The following is a 19,085-nucleotide window of genomic DNA, read 5'->3' on the forward strand; positions in this document are numbered from 1 at the left end:
TAGTTATAATTTAATAAATACACTATATTTGTTTAAGGTAGAATAATATTGTATTTTTCTACTTTAAAAATAGATTAATCATGTTAAATGATATAAACTATAAATAGATTATTTCTACTTAAAAAATAAATGACTTAAAACAATAATTTGTGAGGTGAATTACTTGGTAATGGAATCAAACCTTCTTATTTCAAATTCAACACAATTTCCAATAGCCATGCCTTCAGATCTTAAAACAATAGAGTATTTAATCGACGATACTTATATTTCGAGCCTTTTACAAATTAAATTTGAAAATGAGAAAAATCATCAAATGATTTATGAAGGTTTCTCTGACGTAGATATGATTTACTATTACGTACATCAGAGAAAAGATATCCAAAAATCAAAACAAAGAAAAAGTAGTACAAAATTAGAGTACATAAGAGAATTGTTACAATTCTATCGTTATTTAATGAATAGTCAGGAGTTTCTTCGTCAAGATGTAGATGGTTTTATAGAAAATTCTCTTTTTAAAAATTTAAAGCAAAGACATATTGATGCATATCAACAGTGGCTTTCAACTTATCGCTACGGTAAAAAGCAAGAACTTTATCGTGTTACGACTCTTTCTAGGAAACTTGTTATCTTAAAAAGCTTCTTTAAATTTTTATTTGAATCAAGCTTTATTCAAGTGCCTATTTATACTCGTATACTAGATGCGAAAATTACAAAGGATGACTTGCCGAATCGTGATTTAGAGGAAAACGAAGTAAAAGCATTGCTTGAATTTTATAAAGGCAATATCTTAAAAACGACATTAATAAAACTATTAGCAACAACTGGAATGCGTATAAGAGAACTTGCAGAAGCTAATTGGGGTAATATTTCTAAAGATACAAATGGATATTGGCTTGAAATTATCGGAAAAGGTAATAAAAAACGTGAAGTTAAAATATTAAATCATGTATTTATGGATCTTTGTAAATTAAGAGAACGACGCGGATTATCAAATCAAATTACAAAAACTGATACAAATCCATTTTTTCCAAATAAAATGAATCACCACTATTCTTTTAAATACTTATCTAAATATGTCATTGAGATGATTAAAGACTCTGCCCTCCCTTTTGTAACCGATTCTAAACGAACCGGTAATATTAGCCCTCACTTCTTTCGACATCACTATGCATGTCGATCGATCGAAAAAGGTGCGAATATTTATCAAGTTAGTCGAAGTTTAGGTCATGAAAGTATCCAAACAACTGAACTGTATTTAGCAAAAATGATGAATCGTTCTCAACATGCAAGTAATGTTTGGGATGATGAAGCGTATTAAAAAAAGCTCCCTAAATTTGGGAGCTTATTATTAGTTTACATAATAAGATTATCTTCTGATATTTATGACTCATTCACTAAAACTCTCATTTCAATTAAAAATTCTTCTTCTTGATCTGGCGAATAATTTGTATGTATTAACGACTCATAAATATCACTATTAACCGAGATTTGATTCTCGTCCACATATTTAATTAACTTTTGTAAATTGTTAAAATAATCATCTGGCGTTTCGCTTTTAAAAGTAATACAAACATAATTTCCTTTTGGAATTTTTGCGACTTCTGTATCCGACATTAGTAAAGTTAGTTGTTTTTTTGTTAGTACTGGTGTAAATAAATACTCATAAACAACTTCATTCACATTCGAGTAAGATTTAAAAGGATAAATTGCACCATACCCATTGTTTCTGAATCCTTCAGTTGACGCAGCAAATTTCTTTAACTTACTATAAGATGAATTTAAAATATTTTTAGGAACAATTCCTACAGCCTTTGTCTGTATAATTTGTATTTCTTCTTCATACGTAAGAAAAACTTCCCCAAATGCAGGATACTCCTTTTGTTTTTGTAAACCCTTTTTAGCATTTGCAATAATTTTTTCGATTTCTACTAACGAATCAATTTTATCTCTTACAATTTTTTCTTGTTCTGTTAAAAAGGCAAAGAAATCATCTCTTTTTAAACCTTGTACTTCTTTCATCTCTTCTAATGGAGTACCAATATATTTTAATGATTTAATTAGATCGAGAAGATGAATTTGTGAGTCTTTATAATATCGATAGTTCGTTTCTGGATCAACATATGCAGGTTTAAATAAATTGATTTTATCGTAATAACGAAGTGCCTTAATTGAAATATTTACTAATTTTGACACTTCACCGATTGTATAAAGTTTATCTTTCATCTATTCTCACTTCCCTAAATACCTTAGTTTTTAGAAAAAGAAGCGTATCTTTTATTCCAAAGAATACGCTTTTTTCACATTAGCTGTACGATAGACTGGCATCTTCCATGAAATCGTCAAACCAACACAACTAGCTAATAATACTGTAGCAAAATAAAATGGATAATTAAAATCGATATCAAATAAAATCCCACCAATAATCGGTCCAATTACATTACCAATACTTGTAAACATCGAGTTCATACCACCTACAAATCCTTGTTCATTCCCTGCAATTTTAGATAAATATGTTGTCACAGCTGGTCGCATTAAATCAAATCCTAGAAATACAGTAATTGTAACAAGTAAAATCGTAAAGTATGAGTTCGCAATTGTCATTAAAAATACTAGTATTGTAGAGAGAATTAAGCTATATCGAATTAGACGAATTTCTCCAATCGATTTCGTTAGTCGATCAAAAAATACAACTTGAGCAATCGCTCCTATTATACCACCGCCAGTTATCATAATGGCAATGTCCTTTGGAGTAAAACCAAACTTATGGTCGGTAAATAGTGAAAATAACGATTCGAATGCTGATAATCCAAATTGTGAAATTAAGATTACCATAAAAGAAATAAAATACATTGGCGAAAAAATACGTTTAAAACTTGGCTTTTGTTCTTTTACTTCAATATTTTCGAGATTTCTTTCTGGTTCTGGAAGGACGCTAATAGATAAGACTCCTGCAAGAACAGCTATTCCCGCTGCAAAGAAAAATGGTATACGAGGACCAATTTCTGCTAGAAAGCCTCCAACTCCAGGACCAATTATGAAACCTGTTGAAATAGCTGCTGACATATAGCCAAGTGCTTTTGCTCGTGTATCAACAGTTGTAATATCAGCAATAAATGCAGTTACTGCCGGCATAATGAATGCTGCACTAATACCTCCTAGCATACGTGAAATGAAAAGAACTTCAATCGTTTTTCCAATTCCAAACAAAAACTCTGAGATACTAAAGATGATTAGCCCGATAATAATCATTCTTTTCCGTCCAAATCGATCCACCCAACGCCCAGCAATTGGTGAAATGATTAATTGAGTAATAGCAAAGGCAGCTACCATATAGCCAACAATAGAACCAGATATATTTAACTCATTCATAATTGAAGGAGTAACCGGAATAACTAAACCAATCCCTAAGAACACGATGAATAAATTCACCAATACTAAAATCAACATCATATTTTGTTTTTTCATATTCATCAACTCCTTTGAAAAACTTTACAAAATATAATGTAAAGCCTCCCCCAAGGGTAGAGTCAATGGGTTTATCATTGCTTTTTTTTGAATTCGTTTTCATTTTATTTACCTTGGATTATTGTACATGTACAAGGAAGAATTCATAGTTTTATTTTATCGTCCAGTCGTCACAACAAAGTTCTCTGTCTATGAAAAAAATAAAGAGTGCGGTCTAGGACAGCCCCCTTTGCGAATGCCCGTCACACAAAAAAGACCGACAAAATGTCGATCTGGTAATACAATTTATCCATAGAAAAATAAAAAGATAACTCTATCAAACTACGCAGTTACTTAACTTTTTCTTTCGTTTTCATTATTCTTCATTACATCATCCGTAAGCTCACGGGTTGAATTTTTAAACTCTCTTAAAGTTTGGCCAAATGCTTTCCCAACCTCAGGTAGCTTTTTAGGACCGAAAATAATTAAAGCAAGCAGTAAGATTAAAATCAACCCAGGTATTCCGATATTTGGCAACATAGGGAAACCTCCTTCTTTTTATGGTGTCATTTAACTATTTTAGTCGTTTTCAATTCATTTTTACTTTAACAAGCTTTCCCCTTTTACTTCATTAAACGAGAAATTTAACATAATTAATTTGTAACAGTAGCTTTCAGTGCTTTTAATACTTCAGTTGCTGCCTCTTCACCAGTGTCTACAGCTCCGTTCAAATAACCTTGATAATCTTGTGAGCAATGCTCACCTGCGAAAAAGACATTACCTTCTGGTTCACCTTCAATTCCACTAAAGGATGTATATTGGCCTTTTTTAAAATAAGAATACGAGCCTTTTGTCCAAGACATACCTGGCCAATAAACGATTGATGAAATTCCGTTCCATTTTTTGGATATACCTGGTAAAACGGGCTCAATTTGATTTAAAAATTTATTCGTTTGAGATGACAATGAACCTTGATTTAATGAATCTCCTATTTTTCCACCAGTATATTTTACTAAAATACCACTTTTTCCATCTTGAGCTCGAGTAACTTCCCAAGTATTTTGATAGCCAGTATCTGAATAGGTTAAACCGTTATTTCCAAGTTTCTGCCAGTGCCGATCTGAAAACTGTGCAAGCAATTTAGCATTCGTTCCCATACCAAGTTCATTGATCGCTTTTACCTTCATTGGTCTAAATCCCGCACTATAAAAATCAACGTCACTACGTAAAATAGAAAATGGAATTGTCATGACGACAATGTCTGCAATAACATCTGGTTTATCAGAAAATGATAATGTATACGTTCCATCTAAATTTTTTACGATCTTTTTTAGTTTATAACCTAAGTTAATTTGTGGATTTAAATTATTTTCTAATAAGGAAACAATTTGATCATTTCCACCACGAATGTGATATTTTTCATCAGATTCACCAAATGTTTCAAGTTCAGATTGATCAGTCCCACCTAATAAATAAATGAGATTTAAACTACTTTGCTCTGAGGATTCCACTCCATATTCAATTGTATAAGCAACATCCAATAATTTACCTAAATTTGAATTGAGTCCTCCTGGCACATATGATTCAATCCAATCAGTAATTGACATATTATCAAGTTGTTTACCTCGTACGGTATATTGGTTATAGGTAGTGGGATATCCAGCATCTTTTGAATCTTTATTTAGCTGAGGCATGATTGATTGCATATCATAAGTTGCTTGATCAAACGTGTAAGGCTTTCCACTAAAATAAAAAAATGGCACACTGCCTGATTCTTCAGCAGCAAGTAAATTATCGAACGTTAAACCTAACTCTTTAGCCAACTTCCGGATTGCCTTATGGCCTGTATCAATAAGTTCTCCTCCATTTTCAGAAATTTGATTATCAGCAAAATAATTTCTTCTTGTCCAACAACGACCACCTACACGATTCATTGCCTCATAGATAGTCGCTACAACGCCACGTTCTTTTAAACGATATGCACAAGTTAAACCGGCTAAACCACCACCGATAATTACAACTTTAGAGCCTGCGGCCTGCGCCTTAATCGAATCAAAATTCCAAACAAATGTTGGTACAGCGGCCGCTACAGATAAAGCAGCTGCTCCTTTTAAAAACTGTCTGCGACTGTAACTAGTTTGTTCACGGTTATCATTTTCATAAGCTTTTGCTGCTTGAGTTGCAGCTCTTTTTAACATACGTAAAATAGGGGTATGTGCCATCCTTTTTCTCCTTCCGATTTTTCTAAATATTCTCAAAATAATACTATAAGAAAAAGGACAAGCCATAAAGGAATTTTTTTCATCTTTTTTCTACACATATGTGTCAGGATTTAGCACAAAAAAGCGTAAAAAAAAGACTGCTCATAATGCAGTCCCCAATTTCTAAATAACTTTTATTAATTCCCCCAAAAAAACAATGATTTATGTAAACTATTGTCAAAATTCTATATATAATGGTTGAGCATTTTTGTCTAAGCAAAGTCAATTCTTTGTCTAAAATTATTCCATGTTACCATATGTAATAAACAGTGTAGTACATATGGATCCATTTACATTTTGAAAAATACGAATAAAAGCATCGTTTCTCTATTATTTTGTGTTATTTAATTAGAAATTCATGCTCACTTTAGAATACTATTTTAATATGATTAATTTTAGTTTTAACTTTTCTAAACGCTGGATCAGACCCGCTGACTTACAAAGAGGTTAAAGCTGAGTTATTTCTATAAAAAACGATTAAAAAATATGGAGTGAATTAATTGTCTAAAATAAATGAATCAAAAATTCTTATTGAACCTTGGGTTGAAACAGATCTTAATTTACTTCTGTCTTTAAATACTAGTTTTGTGATGAAATATCTTGGCGGACTTGAAAGTTACAAACAAATTATGTTTCGACATAAACATTATCTTGATATGAGTAGAATAGGCACTGGACAAATGTATACAATCATTTTACTACCTTGCCGAACAAAGATTGGTACTGTAGGCTATTGGGATCGAGTATGGAATAATAAGAATGTTTATGAAATCGGATGGAGTATTTTACCCCAATTTCAAAGAAAAGGAATTGCAACAATTGCTGTAAATAAGGCGATTAAGAAAGCAAAAAATGAATCAAAGCATAAATATATTCACGCATTTCCTTCGGTTAGAAACATTGCTTCAAATAAAATCTGCGAAAAACTTAATTTTAAATTGAATGGAAAATGCAATTTTGAATATCCAATCGGTAAATTTATGGAATGTCATGATTGGCGGCTTAAAATAAAAAAGAACAAAAGCAGTTAAGTTAATATTCGGCTTAACTGCTTTTGTTTCATTAATATAACATTTGTACTTTATAGTTAGTATTTAGTAAATAGAATAGTTAGATACTACAATGATGCAAAAAAGCCGATCCTAAAAGGATTTAGGCTCAGCTTGTCATTAAGTTTATTCGAAATAAAATAACGAATCTTGAGAAGTATTTGTCTGATAGTAGCTTAATAAATCTTCTACAGATATTCCTCTAATTTCAGCAATATCATTAAAACTCATATCATAATGATATGACAGTTCATGAATGGATAATGCTGGATTACTTTCCAAAAGTTCAAAATCAGGTATATTTTCAAATTGTTGAGACAAACCCATCACTTCCTTTTACAGTTTCTTACTATCCTTTCCTAAAATTTACAAATTTAGTCAAGTTTCGTAAAAGGAAGAAATTAAATGATTTTCATGTACCTTTATTTTCATTTAGTTTAATCTTACTGTTAGGTTTCATCCTTTTACTAAGAAAATATGCCCTAAATGATGTTGACTATGCCAAGCATACAATGCTAAAAGAAAATCAACGCTCATATTGATCTTTAATTCAGGATGGAAACAAGTTCGCTTAAACTGTTCTTCATTTAATGATTCTAGTAAAGTAACGTATCTTTCATGGATTCCTTCAATAATTTTTAATGAACTATGAAAATCAAAGTTTGAATCACTTAATGTAATCCAAGCATTTTCATCATATGGCATAATCGTTGGATTCTCTTCAGTTAATGCAAGTTTTAATCGAATGAAACTATTCATATGGCTGTCTGCAACATGATGTATAACTTGTTTCGGTGTCCAACCACCTTCTCGATAAGGTGTGTTTAATTGTTCTTCAGTAAGAGAGTAGATTGCTTCCTTAAATTTTTCTGGTGCTTCTCTTAAAATTTTAATAAATTCTTGACGCTGATTTTGACTATAGCTTGATGGTGTGGTAAATCTACCGATTGGATATTTTAAATTTTCCATTTTTAAATCCCCCGTTTCTCCCATTTCTATATAAAAAACAACAAAGCCTTACGTAAGACTTTGTTGTTTGTTAATCATTAAAGTGTATTAAAAGTTTCTGTTAAAACAGGAACAATTTGTTTTTTACGAGATACTACGCCTTTTAAAACAGCAGTGTTGTTTTCTAAAGTAACATTATATGCCTTTTCAACTGCATTTGTAGCAGTTCCTTTTGCAACAGCCACTGAATCGTTTGTTAAAATATCAGTTACTACAAATAAGAATAAATCTAAGCCCTTAGTTGATACAATGCCTTCAAGTACATTTTCTAATTCAGCCTGACGAGAAAGAACATCGTTTGTATCTACAGCGTTTACTTGTGCAATTTCTACTTTGAAGTTACCCATTTGGAATTCTTTTGCATCAAGTGACACTAATGATTCAATTGACTTATCCGCAAGATTTGCTCCTGCTTTTAACATGTCTAAACCATATTCTTCTGCATTTACTCCAGCAATTTCAGCAAGTTCCTTAGCAGCAGTTACATCTTGATCAGTGCATGTTGGTGATTTAAATAATAAAGTATCAGAAATAATTGCTGATAGCATTAAACCAGCAACCTCTTTTTTAATAGCAATATTATTTTCTTTATATAATTTATTTAAAATTGTCGCTGTACAACCAACTGGCTCACAACGGTAGTATAAAGGATCGCTTGTTTCGAAATTAGCAATACGGTGGTGGTCAATCACTTCAAGTACACGAACTTGTTCGATGTCATCCGCGCTTTGTTGACGCTCATTGTGGTCAACTAGAATAACGTTATTTGTTTCTGTAGCAACCTTTTCAACTAAACGAGGAGCTTCTGAATTAAAAGTATCAAGAGCGAATTGAGTTTCAGCGCTTACTTCTCCTAATCTAATTGCTTCAGCATTTAAACCTAAAGCTTTTTTTAATTCTGCATATGCAATTGCAGAGCAAATTGTATCTGTATCTGGGTTTTTATGACCAAAAACTAGTACTTTTTCCATCAAAATTCTCCTAACTAATTCCTGTTTTTAAAATTTAATATGTATTTGCAATGCTACACTATTTCATCAATAGTAGAAATATTTGGCTTTTACATAAATTTCAACAATAATAATACCATATCAAAATAAAAAAGAATAGCCAAATTGACTATTCATAATGTAGTTATTCATCAGAATTTTTGTACGACATGCTTTCAGTAATTGGTTCGTTTTTAGGAAGCCATTCAATCGGTATATCATCTGCTATTTTGTCATCTTTTAATAAAAGCTCATCAAAATTTCTTTCATTAAATTTGTTACTTTTTTCGCTCTTTTTTGATTTACTCATTCTTTTCTCCTTTACAAAAAACAATTTAGATTTTTCTTAATTAGTTTGTGTAAAAGATAAGAGAACTAATACCTATTTTATATTTTTAATGATAATCTCAGGTATTGAAATATTTTTCCTAGGTTTTATATTATCAATAATAATCTCAGCAATATCATCTGGGTTCATCATTTTGGATGTTTTATCTTCATCAAAAATCCCTGCCCAAAAATCAGTATTCATGCCGCCCATATATGCAGCAAATACAGTAATTGGTGATCCTGTTAATTCAACTACTAAGCTTTCTGTAAAGCCTTTAACGCCAAATTTGCTCGCACAATAAACGGATTCTGTTGCTTTGCCAATTAAGCCCGCAGTCGAAACTATATTGACGATTGTACCGCTATTTTGTTTTTTCATTTGTTTTAATACTTCCTGTGAACAAAATATTGTTCCCTTTAAATTAATATCAATCATACTATGTATAGCTTCTTCGTCTAATTCTTCAGCAATGTCAAATATTCCAACACCTGCATTATTAAATAATAAATCAACTTTGCCATATGTTTGAATAATTGTATCAAATACTCGTTTTACATCATCATGTTTTGATACATCGACTGTATGTATTGAGTAATTGTTTGGTAATTTCTTACCAATTTCTTTTAATTTATCTTCAGTTCTTCCTAATAAACAAATATGAGCTTTACTTTCAGAATACTTTTTAGCTAAAGAAGCTCCTAAGCCACTACCTGCGCCTGTAATTACTACTACCTGATTACCCAATTTACAACCAACTTTCTTTTGAATGATTTACTTATATGATTTCATTATAGCAATTAAACCAAAACATGATACAATTGTAAAAGTGTTTGTTTAGGGAGGAGAATAAATGAATACCACTAAAAAAGATAAAATAGTACGTTTTTTTAAACTACTTCTTCCGATTTTAATCACACAAGTGACATTATTTTCTATGTCATTTTTTGATACGATCATGTCAGGAAATAGTAGTCCGGGTGACTTAGCTGGTGTTGCAATTGGAGTTAGTATTTGGGCACCAATTAGTACGGGGTTAACAGGGATATTAGTTGCAATTACAACGATGGTAGCTAATTTGAATGGTGCAAAAGAGGATGAGAAAATAGCTCCACTTATTATGCAAGCAATCTATTTAGCAGGGATCATTGCAATTATGATTATTATAATCGGTATTTTCTCAATTCACCCAATCTTAAATCATATGAACCTAGATCCAAAAGTTCATCGAGTTGCTTTACATTGGTTATTTGCATTATCATTTGGAATTTTACCATTATTTTTATACACTGTCATTCGACAATTTATCGATGGATTAGGAAAAACAAGAACAACTATGTTCATTACGATCATCTCAGTTCCAATTAATGTTATTTTAAATTACTTCCTTATATTTGGAAAAGCAGGTCTTCCTAAATTAGGGGGAGTTGGTTCAGGTGTAGCCTCTGCAATAACTTACTGGATCATTTTCGGTATCGGAGTATACATTATTAAAACGAAAAAACCATTTAGAACCTTTAATATTTTTAAGAATGTTGCTCGTGTTGATTTTACAGCATGGAAACATATTTTAAAATTAGGTGTTCCAATCGGTTTAAGTATCTTTTTTGAAGTAAGTGTATTTTCAGTTGTTACACTATTATTAAGTGAATTTGATACAGAAACAATCGCTGCACACACCGTAGCGATGAATTTTGCGAGTATGCTTTATATGGTACCGCTAAGTATTTCAATGGCTTTAACAATTGTTGTAGGATTTGAAGTAGGAGCAAAAGATTTCCAAAATGCAAAAGAATATAGCAAAATCGGTTTGATGTTAGCAGTATCAATCGCATCTGTATTTGGTGTGATTATTTATTTCTTCCGATATGATGTTGCTGGTTGGTATACAAATGATTCTTCTGTACAACTTTTGGCTGGTGGCTTTTTAATCTTTGCAATTATGTTTCAATTATTTGATGCTTTCGCAGCACCAATCCAAGGTGCATTAAGAGGTTATAAAGATGTGAATGTAACATTGGTGATGATGATTTTAGCTTATTGGATCATTGCCTTACCAGTAGGTTATGCACTTTCAAATACGAGTTTAGGTGCTAAAGGATATTGGGTAGGATTAATAGTTGGTTTAAGTGTCTCAGCAATTACATTAACATTCCGTTTAGTTCAACTACAAAATAAAAAATTAAAACTTTCAGTCTGAATATCAGATTAATAGGACTTTGTCTACAAGCTGAAAAGGATAGAAAGCTAAAATGGCTTTCTATCCTTTTATTACTTTTTATTCATCTTGAAAACGATTTGAATTGTTACGATCAATTTCATCTAGTTCTTCAATCGGCATATGCTTAGGAATTACACCTGCAGGAACTTCCCCATCCATCCCTAGATAATAGTGCCGAATAGGCTTTAAATCATTATCTAATTCATAAACTAAAGGTATGCTTGTTGGTATATTAAGTGAAGCGATTCCATCTGCGGAAATTTGATCAAGATATTGTACAATCGATCTTAACGTATTCCCGTGTGCAGAAATGATAACTTTTTTACCAGACTTTAATGTAGGAGCAATCTCTTTTTCCCAATAGTTCAAAACCCTTATCTCAGTATCTACAAGACTTTCAGTAAGTGGAAATTCACCTTTTTTTAATTCCTTATATCGAGGCTCATTAATTTCATATCTTGGATCTTTAGGGTCTAGAGCTGGTGGTCTAGTATCCATCGATCTTCTCCAAATATTAACTTGTTCATCACCGTACTTTTTTGCTGTTTCAGCCTTATTCAATCCTTGTAAAGCACCGTAATGTCGTTCATTTAATCTCCACGTCTTATAAACAGGAATCCACATAATATCGATTTCATTTAAAATAATCCATAATGTCCGAATCGCTCTTTTTAGTACAGAGCAGTAAGCCACATCAAACGTAAATCCGTTTTTTCTTAAAATAATGCCTGCTTCTCTAGCCTCTGTTAGTCCGCTGTTAGTTAAATCAACATCTGTCCATCCTGTAAATCGATTTTCAACATTCCATATACTTTGACCGTGTCTGACTAATACGAGTTTAATCATATAAATCTCCTTTTAAATCATAAATATATACTAGTTTGCTGAAAAATTGAGTATTTGATTCTGTAATTTTGGAATGGAATTGACACTTTTAGCGATTAATCAATAAATCTTCCCATCATGATCGTATTATAATATTTACCGTCAGATAGAACCTTATCATTTTTTAGAATTCCCTCGATCTCAAATCCTAATTTTTCATATAATTTAATCGCATTCGAATTAGTTTGTAATACAGTTAAATTGATTTTTTTAATACCATTGGAGTCTGCCCATGAAATTGATTTTTCTAATAAATTCTTTCCAATACTATAGCCCCAGTAATCTTTTAGAACACAAACACCAAATTCAACTTTATGTGATAATCTTTTTAATAAACTTCCTTCACATCTAGAAAATCCTACGATTTCACCTTGGACTTCAGCTACTAAAAATAAATTATTTAACCGATCTATATCCGTTTTAATTAGCTTTTTAAAAGAAATCGGATCAATATATCCCTCTCCTTGCTCCCTATCTAAATTCTCTGTTTCTCCGTCTATTCGTACTCTTAATATAGATAAATCATTTGCATCCTTTTCTAATGCATGTCTTATTGTATAACTAATTTCGTTCTTATTATATTTCTGGGTTTCTACTTTCACTTTCTTCTCCTTTTATCATCCATTTTTTGAGTTCCTACTACTTCTAAATAAACCTAAATTTAGTTATTTTTCATTAAAATTGATTAAAAGACGTTTTTATTGTCTATTTCTGCATAAACTAGCTTAATAGGCAAAATAGAAGAGGAGGCATCTAATAATGAAATTTCGAAGTAGTGGAAAACTATCAAATTTTTTAGTATTTATTTTGTTTACTATTTGTGTAACATGTTTTACTTCTTTTGTACAAGAACATGGTTTCCCTAAGGAAACTACGTCCTATTTATTATTTGCTTCTTTAGGATGCGTTTTTCTAGCTTATTTTGGATATATCCGAAGTATGGTCATAACGATAAATGAAAACGGTGTTACATATGTACGCTGGGGATTTAAGCGAACAATTCCTCCTCATCATATAACTAGAGTAAACTTACAATATCGTTATAAAGAAACACCTTCATATAGTGCTTATCTAGTAGTTAGTCATCCTGAGGAATCTCTTTTCATTCCATCAATGATGTTTCAGGGCCAAATCGAACGAATTATAAAAGAAATTAAAGGGATTATGGTGTATTAATTAAAAAAAGGACTGAAGAATCTTCAGTTCTTTTTCTACTTATATTGTCCTAAGTAAATAAGAATGTGACTTTTTGAATTCCACTACAGGATTTAAGAACAGGTGCTAGGAAAGGCAGGATCAAGGAGAAATGTAAAAAAACTTAAAAGACTTTAGAGAAGAATTTTAAAAGTCCTGCCCAATCTGCTTTCCCTGCCTTTCCTGTCTTATCCTGCCTTTATTACCTCTTTATTGCATCAATAATAATCGATGGGAACTGGATTTTTTCACCTTGATTCCTCGGATCGTATTTTTTGGATCGAAAAATTACACCATCTTTTCCATCCCAATCATTGAAATGAAAATTTCCATCTTCATCACAGTACTCTAGTAATTTCACTTCAAATCCTGCAGTTTCAAACAATTTTACGAAAGTCTTATAATTATAAACTATTTTATGACTAGCTGCTGGATGATCTAATGGTCCAGGACCACCTATTTTTACGATATTTTGATATACTTCATCTTGGAAAAATCCATCCGGTACTGCACAACGAATAGTACCGGATTTTTTTAAATAGTGATAACAATTTTTTGCTGCCTCTAAGCCTTCATCATATGTTAAATGCTCCCATACATGCTCTGCCAGAATGGCTGTGATCGAATTTCTTTTGAATTTATTTTCCCATGTTGATTTTTCTAATAAATTTAGTTCTTCTTCACGAGTTCGAATCCAATCTGGATTATTGTTAAATTCTCCTGCTCCAATTTCGACTCTAATTACTTCTTGTTTCATTACCAATCGATTCACCTCAAATCAAATTTACATTTAAAGTAAGTTCTGTGTTCATTAACTAATATCCTTCAAAAGTATTTAAATTCAGTTTTCCATATCGTATTTTGTCAGATTATATTTCTTTTTAAATTTTGCGTCTTGGGCATAATAATTCCATTAAATGGAGGCGATAAAATGACAATAGATCGAATTTGTACGATTGGTCCTGCCAGTTTTGATCAAAAAATACTGACTGAATTGATCGAACACGGTATGACGATTGCACGGTTGAATTTTTCACATGGCACCCATGAAAGTCATCAAAATGTTATTCGATTAATAAAATCAATCAGTACAAAGACTGGTAAACCAATTAAAATTTTAGGTGATTTACAAGGACCTAAAATTAGATTGGGTAAAATTGAAGGTGAAAAAATAATACTTGAAGCAAATCAATCTTTTACTCTTTTAATTGATGATGTAACAGGTGATAAAAATCAAGCAAGTGTTGATTATCATGGTTTAATGAATGATGTTAAGTCTGGTGATCGTATTCTAATAAATGATGGAGCAGTCGAATTGCTTGTAAAAAATATTGAGCAGTCGAAAATTATTACAACAGTTAAAACTGGTGGCGAAATTTCCTCTCATAAAGGTGTGAATCTACCTGGAGTCGTTACAAATTTACCAGCAATTTCAGAAAAGGATAAAAAGGACATTGAATTCATCTTACAACAAGACTTGGATTTTATTGCGTGTTCATTTATCCGAAGAGCATCTCATTTAAAAGAAATTCGAAGTTTTATACATTCAAAAAAAGAAAAATGTCCTCAATTAGTTGCTAAAATTGAAACAATTGAAGCCATTAGAAATTTCCAAGAAATTAATGAAGAAACTAATGCGATTATGATTGCACGAGGTGATTTAGGAGTAGAACTTCCTTTCCAATGGATTCCACTATTACAAAGAGCAATGATTCATGAATGTAATGCAACAAATACCTATGTGATAACCGCAACCCAAATGTTACAATCCATGGTAGATAGTTCATTACCTACAAGAGCAGAAGTTACAGATGTCTTCCAGGCAGTAATGGATGGTACAAATGCTGTCATGTTATCCGCTGAAAGCGCAGCTGGTCATTTCCCGATTCAAAGTATAGATACTCTAAAACTTATTTCTCAATTTGCTGAAACTGTTAAGTCAAAATCACCATTTGATTTTGCAGATATGATTGAGTTAATCAATTCGACAATGAACTAATCGCTTACCATTTCGAAATGATCTAGATAAAAAAAAGACGCCCTTTCTTTTCATGTTAAAAGGGTGTCTTTCCATTTGAATCATCAAATTATTTTTCCTTTTTATAAAAACGTTCACCAGTGTCATGATTATAGTATACTCTTGTTCTCTCACCTGTTACTGGATCAATGTTTACCTCATTAGTCCGTTCAAACCCATTAGGAATTGAATCACCATGATTTCGATTAAAACGTTTGTCATAAATAAAATAACCTAGAAGTAAACAAGCTAAAAAAACTAATATTTGGACTCCATAGAACCCGATTACAAATGATTTCACTATATCTTCTCAACTACTACAGCGGTACCATAAGCAACGATTTCACTCATGTTTTGACCAATTTCCCCAGAGTCAAATCGCATCATGATAATTGCATTCGCATCCATTTCACTGGCATTTTTTGTCATACGGTCCATTGCTTCTTTTCTAGCATCCTCTAGCATTGCAGTGTACTGTTTGATTTCTCCACCAACAAGACTCTTTAGACCAGCTAGGATGTCTCCACCTAAACCTCTGCTTCGAACAATTACGCCAAAAACTGGGCCTTTTACTTCGACAAGCTTATATCCTTCAATATTTTCTGTCGTTACTACGATCATGTTCATCACCCCAAAAATTATTCGTATACCTTTATTAAAATAGTATCTATCGTTAATAATTTCTACATAAAGGGTTCCAATCCCTTTATCTATCTTCATTATTTTCTCTTACCAATTGTACTATCAATTCTTCAATCTCATCAGGTGTTTTATCATTTACATCAAAATAGTTTGTGTTAAATTGATTAAACCAATCTTTTTCAAATTGATATAATTTCAAATTTTCATTAAAGGAATTCCTTCTTTTAGTCAGATCATTTTGCTTTCTCATTTGGATCGTCTCGATTTCAGCATCTAAATAAACGATCATTTTTGATCTACATTTTCGTAATTCAAAAAGTTCTTTCTTTAAATGATTCTCGATGTCCCATGAATATCCATTTGCTATAGGAAAGTAAAGTGTGTAAAATTCTATATCCTCTGGACCTCTATCAAAAATAATATTCGAATCTGGAACACGATTAAATCGATTAATTTCTGCTTCAATAAATAATCGTTGGTTTTGTATAAACCCTTCTAGTGTATGTAAATCAATTCTTAAATTATTCCGTTTATTCACAATTGGATAAGGATTTTCGTAAACTACTTGATAATGATTTAATCTCTTTTCTAATCTTTTTGCTAAAGTAGTTTTACCTACAGCCATTGAACCTTGAATTGAAATAATACTCCCCAAGTTAACTACTTCCTTTATTTTCTAATTGTTACTACACTAAAATTTATTATAACCCAATAAAAGCTTAGATGTCTTTTTTTGAACTTTGAAAATATCCTTTATTTCCAATAAAGATTGATTTTAGAATATAATAAAGGAGTCAACTATTTTTAACGATTTGCAAGGAGAAATTATGTTAAATTATGTTTTATTAATCGGAACAATCGGTTTGTTGCTTATTCTTATCTATGCAATATTTCCTGCTCTACTAACTCGAGTTTTCAAAAAGTTTGCAATTCACCAATTAGATAACAGTGACAATAAACAGATTGCATTAACATTCGATGATGGCCCCCATCCAATTTATACGCCGATTCTATTAGACTTACTTCAATCTAAATCGATTAAGGCAACCTTTTTTATATTAGGTTCTGAGGCAGAAAAGAATCCTGCTATTATTAAAAGAATGCATGAAGAAGGCCATCTTATTGGCATTCACAATTACAAACACATATGTAATTGGTTGCTTAGCCCAAATGCATTAAAAAACCAAATAGAAAAAACAGCAAATAGTATACAAAAAATAACAAAAAGTGAACCGAAATATTACCGTCCACCTTGGGGATTAATTTCATTGCCAACTATTTTTAATAAAAAATACCAAACAGTCTTATGGTCAGTCATGGCTTATGATTGGGATAACAAAAACGGCAGTGATGAAATTTTAAACCTTTAAAAAAAACAAACCAAACCGGGCTCAATCATTTTACTACACGACAATGGAAATACTTTTGGAGCAGATGAAGATGCACCTACTAATACAATCAAAGCTTTAGAAGACTTTATAGATTATTGCTTTCGAAACGATTTTCAATTTGTAAGAATCGATGAAAAGTGTAAACAAAGAGAAAAATAAGTCTACCTCTTACAAAGACTAATCAGAAGACTATCTCACTTTAAATATTAGTTTAATTTCATGTTTAAATTGTAATGCTGATACTTTTATTTTCTAATGAACTTTGAAAGTGTTACTTTAAAAGTGATAATAAAATGTTTTCAGAGTTGAATGGAACGAAAGGATACTCGACTCCTGTGGGAGATGCGGGAAGGCTGAGACCCCGCAGGCTAGCCGAGGAGACTCAGCTCACGCCCCACGGAAAGCGAGCATCCTGCAGTGGAATTCATCAAATCACATATTCGCTGAAAAATAATTTATATAAATAACTTAATTGTTACAGTAATTAATTTTTCTACAACAATAAAAAAGAGAGAGTTAAGTAACCCTCTCTTTTTTATTTATAAACGATGATCCAAAAATATCATTCACAATTAACTGTGAACTAAACCCTTTATTTAAAGAGGTCAATGAAGATTTCATTTGTTCTAAATAATTTGGTTTTGAAAGAAATTGTTGAATATAATCAATTAACTCTTGAACCGATTTTACCGTTACTGAAGCTCCAGCATTTTCAAATATTCGTGAATTCTCTTTCTCTTGACCAGGTGTAGGTTTATATAAAATAGTCGGCAAACTACATGCTATACTTTCCGATAATGTAATTCCGCCCGGTTTCGTTATTAATAAATCAGAATTGTTGTATAAGCTTCGAATATTATTTACATAGCCAAAAACTTGTAATCGACCCTCATTCAATTCTTTCAGTTTTATCAATTTTTTATAAAGTATTTGATTATTTCCACATACAACGATTAGATTAAGATTCGTATGTTGAATCAATTGTTTTGCCATTTTTACAACATCTTTTAGAATCCCTAATGCACCAGCAACAATTAGAATTTGATGACTTGTTCTAGAAATACATTTATTATCTTTTTTTATTGAAACTACATCTCTAAATTCTTCACGAAGCGGAATACCGCTAACAAATATTTTTGATTTTGAAACGCCTAATTTTACCATTTGATCGATTAATTCCTCAGTTGCAATGTAGTACCGATCAATTTCATCGTGAATCCAAGAGCGATGAATATAATAATCAGTTACTACTGTATAGAGTTTACATGGATGAGTTGAATATTTTTTCCATTTTGCTACTGAACCAACAGGAAAAGTAGTGATGATAATATCGGGCTTTTCATTTTGTAGAATACTTTTGATGCTCTTTCCACTTAATTCCAATAACCTGTCAAAAAAAACACTATCAAATAATTTTTCGGTTCCATAAAAGAACCATTTATAGATTGTTTGAGCATGTTGGAATAACTGCATATGAATACTTTTAGCAAAAATATTGATTTTAGGATAAGCTTCTTCATAAATATCTATGATTGTTACATCATTAAAGTTATATTGTTCAAATTCGCTTTTTAACGCTTTTGAAACTTGCTTATGCCCGTTTCCAAAACTTGATGTAACGACAAGTATTTTAGGCTGCAATACCATAATGATCAA

At 31.4% G+C, this 19,085-nt stretch carries 22 protein-coding genes; 6 read left to right on the top strand and 16 right to left on the bottom strand.

Going from position 1 to position 19,085, the window contains the following annotated elements; all coding sequences use genetic code 11:
- Positions 1–169: 169 nt before the first annotated feature.
- Positions 170–1,318, top strand: coding sequence for a tyrosine-type recombinase/integrase (locus B7R67_RS07335; protein WP_142289528.1), 1,149 nt, complete (start codon positions 170–172; stop codon positions 1,316–1,318).
- A 62-nt stretch (positions 1,319–1,380) separates the two neighbouring features.
- Here the strand turns inward: B7R67_RS07335 and B7R67_RS07340 are convergent, their stop codons facing one another.
- From B7R67_RS07340 to B7R67_RS07355, 4 genes are all read right to left on the bottom strand, one after another.
- Entirely contained in the window at positions 1,381–2,223 is an 843-nt protein-coding gene (locus tag B7R67_RS07340) for a MerR family transcriptional regulator (protein ID WP_088069014.1), read from the bottom strand.
- 51 nt (positions 2,224–2,274) lie between these two features.
- Entirely contained in the window at positions 2,275–3,465 is a 1,191-nt protein-coding gene (gene norA, locus B7R67_RS07345) for a multidrug efflux MFS transporter NorA (protein WP_088069016.1), read from the bottom strand.
- A gap of 333 nt (positions 3,466–3,798) precedes the next feature.
- A complete protein-coding gene (gene tatA, locus B7R67_RS07350) occupies positions 3,799–3,984 on the bottom strand; it encodes a twin-arginine translocase TatA/TatE family subunit (RefSeq protein ID WP_088069017.1) in 186 nt (61 codons plus the stop codon).
- A 113-nt stretch (positions 3,985–4,097) separates the two neighbouring features.
- The gene (locus tag B7R67_RS07355; protein WP_088069019.1) at positions 4,098–5,666 is read right to left on the bottom strand and encodes a flavin monoamine oxidase family protein; all 1,569 of its coding nucleotides are present in this window, start codon (positions 5,664–5,666) and stop codon (positions 4,098–4,100) included.
- A gap of 539 nt (positions 5,667–6,205) precedes the next feature.
- Between B7R67_RS07355 and B7R67_RS07360 the strand changes: the two genes are divergently transcribed.
- Positions 6,206–6,736 carry a GNAT family N-acetyltransferase gene (locus tag B7R67_RS07360; RefSeq protein ID WP_088069021.1) on the top strand — a complete coding sequence of 177 codons (531 nt, stop codon included), beginning with the start codon at positions 6,206–6,208 and terminating at the stop codon, positions 6,734–6,736.
- A gap of 144 nt (positions 6,737–6,880) precedes the next feature.
- Here B7R67_RS07360 and B7R67_RS07365 read toward each other — a convergent pair whose 3' ends face one another.
- The 5 genes from B7R67_RS07365 to B7R67_RS07380 all read right to left on the bottom strand — a co-directional run bounded on the left by B7R67_RS07365 (position 6,881) and on the right by B7R67_RS07380 (position 9,826).
- Positions 6,881–7,075: a hypothetical protein gene (locus B7R67_RS07365; RefSeq protein WP_088069023.1), complete on the bottom strand. Its 195-nt coding sequence runs from the start codon at positions 7,073–7,075 to the stop codon at positions 6,881–6,883.
- Between the two features lie 135 nt (positions 7,076–7,210).
- The gene (locus B7R67_RS07370) at positions 7,211–7,723 is read right to left on the bottom strand and encodes a YfiT family bacillithiol transferase (RefSeq protein WP_088069025.1); all 513 of its coding nucleotides are present in this window, start codon (positions 7,721–7,723) and stop codon (positions 7,211–7,213) included.
- Between the two features lie 77 nt (positions 7,724–7,800).
- Entirely contained in the window at positions 7,801–8,733 is a 933-nt protein-coding gene (locus tag B7R67_RS07375) for a manganese-dependent inorganic pyrophosphatase (protein WP_088069027.1), read from the bottom strand.
- A 163-nt stretch (positions 8,734–8,896) separates the two neighbouring features.
- Positions 8,897–9,061, bottom strand: coding sequence for a hypothetical protein (locus B7R67_RS22065; protein ID WP_158095051.1), 165 nt, complete (start codon positions 9,059–9,061; stop codon positions 8,897–8,899).
- A gap of 72 nt (positions 9,062–9,133) precedes the next feature.
- On the bottom strand, positions 9,134–9,826 hold the full coding sequence (locus tag B7R67_RS07380; RefSeq protein WP_088069029.1) for an SDR family oxidoreductase: 693 nt from the start codon (positions 9,824–9,826) through the stop codon (positions 9,134–9,136).
- 106 nt (positions 9,827–9,932) lie between these two features.
- Between B7R67_RS07380 and B7R67_RS07385 the strand changes: the two genes are divergently transcribed.
- Positions 9,933–11,279 carry an MATE family efflux transporter gene (locus B7R67_RS07385; RefSeq protein ID WP_088069031.1) on the top strand — a complete coding sequence of 449 codons (1,347 nt, stop codon included), beginning with the start codon at positions 9,933–9,935 and terminating at the stop codon, positions 11,277–11,279.
- Positions 11,280–11,357: 78 nt separating this feature from the next.
- On the opposite strand, the gene gpmA is transcribed toward B7R67_RS07385, so the two are convergent.
- Positions 11,358–12,146, bottom strand: a complete 789-nt coding sequence (gene gpmA / locus B7R67_RS07390) for a 2,3-diphosphoglycerate-dependent phosphoglycerate mutase (protein WP_088069032.1) — start codon at positions 12,144–12,146, stop codon at positions 11,358–11,360.
- Between the two features lie 95 nt (positions 12,147–12,241).
- Positions 12,242–12,787, bottom strand: coding sequence for a GNAT family N-acetyltransferase (locus B7R67_RS07395; protein WP_088069034.1), 546 nt, complete (start codon positions 12,785–12,787; stop codon positions 12,242–12,244).
- Positions 12,788–12,944: 157 nt separating this feature from the next.
- Between B7R67_RS07395 and B7R67_RS07400 the strand changes: the two genes are divergently transcribed.
- Complete coding sequence (locus B7R67_RS07400; protein WP_088069036.1) at positions 12,945–13,361, top strand: hypothetical protein; 417 nt, start codon at positions 12,945–12,947, stop codon at positions 13,359–13,361.
- 220 nt (positions 13,362–13,581) lie between these two features.
- On the opposite strand, the gene B7R67_RS07405 is transcribed toward B7R67_RS07400, so the two are convergent.
- The gene (locus B7R67_RS07405; RefSeq protein ID WP_208615635.1) at positions 13,582–14,136 is read right to left on the bottom strand and encodes a class I SAM-dependent methyltransferase; all 555 of its coding nucleotides are present in this window, start codon (positions 14,134–14,136) and stop codon (positions 13,582–13,584) included.
- Between the two features lie 174 nt (positions 14,137–14,310).
- Between B7R67_RS07405 and B7R67_RS07410 the strand changes: the two genes are divergently transcribed.
- Positions 14,311–15,378 (top strand): pyruvate kinase, encoded by a 1,068-nt coding sequence (locus B7R67_RS07410; RefSeq protein ID WP_088069040.1) that lies wholly within the window; start codon positions 14,311–14,313, stop codon positions 15,376–15,378.
- Positions 15,379–15,466: 88 nt separating this feature from the next.
- Here the strand turns inward: B7R67_RS07410 and B7R67_RS07415 are convergent, their stop codons facing one another.
- From B7R67_RS07415 to B7R67_RS07425, 3 genes are all read right to left on the bottom strand, one after another.
- Positions 15,467–15,697 carry a hypothetical protein gene (locus B7R67_RS07415; RefSeq protein WP_088069041.1) on the bottom strand — a complete coding sequence of 77 codons (231 nt, stop codon included), beginning with the start codon at positions 15,695–15,697 and terminating at the stop codon, positions 15,467–15,469.
- Positions 15,697–16,017: a YbjQ family protein gene (locus B7R67_RS07420; protein ID WP_088011817.1), complete on the bottom strand. Its 321-nt coding sequence runs from the start codon at positions 16,015–16,017 to the stop codon at positions 15,697–15,699. Before B7R67_RS07420 ends, B7R67_RS07415 begins: the two co-directional genes overlap by 1 nt.
- A gap of 85 nt (positions 16,018–16,102) precedes the next feature.
- The gene (locus tag B7R67_RS07425; RefSeq protein WP_088069042.1) at positions 16,103–16,693 is read right to left on the bottom strand and encodes an AAA family ATPase; all 591 of its coding nucleotides are present in this window, start codon (positions 16,691–16,693) and stop codon (positions 16,103–16,105) included.
- Between the two features lie 172 nt (positions 16,694–16,865).
- Here B7R67_RS07425 and B7R67_RS07430 point away from each other — a divergent pair, with 172 nt between their 5' ends.
- The gene (locus B7R67_RS07430) at positions 16,866–17,408 is read left to right on the top strand and encodes a polysaccharide deacetylase family protein (protein WP_088069043.1); all 543 of its coding nucleotides are present in this window, start codon (positions 16,866–16,868) and stop codon (positions 17,406–17,408) included.
- 537 nt (positions 17,409–17,945) lie between these two features.
- Here the strand turns inward: B7R67_RS07430 and B7R67_RS07435 are convergent.
- Positions 17,946–19,076: an MGDG synthase family glycosyltransferase gene (locus B7R67_RS07435; RefSeq protein ID WP_088069044.1), complete on the bottom strand. Its 1,131-nt coding sequence runs from the start codon at positions 19,074–19,076 to the stop codon at positions 17,946–17,948.
- Positions 19,077–19,085: the final 9 nt, after the last annotated feature.

Source organism: Gottfriedia luciferensis, from assembly GCF_002156865.1.
Taxonomy (GTDB): domain Bacteria; phylum Bacillota; class Bacilli; order Bacillales; family Bacillaceae_G; genus Gottfriedia; species Gottfriedia luciferensis.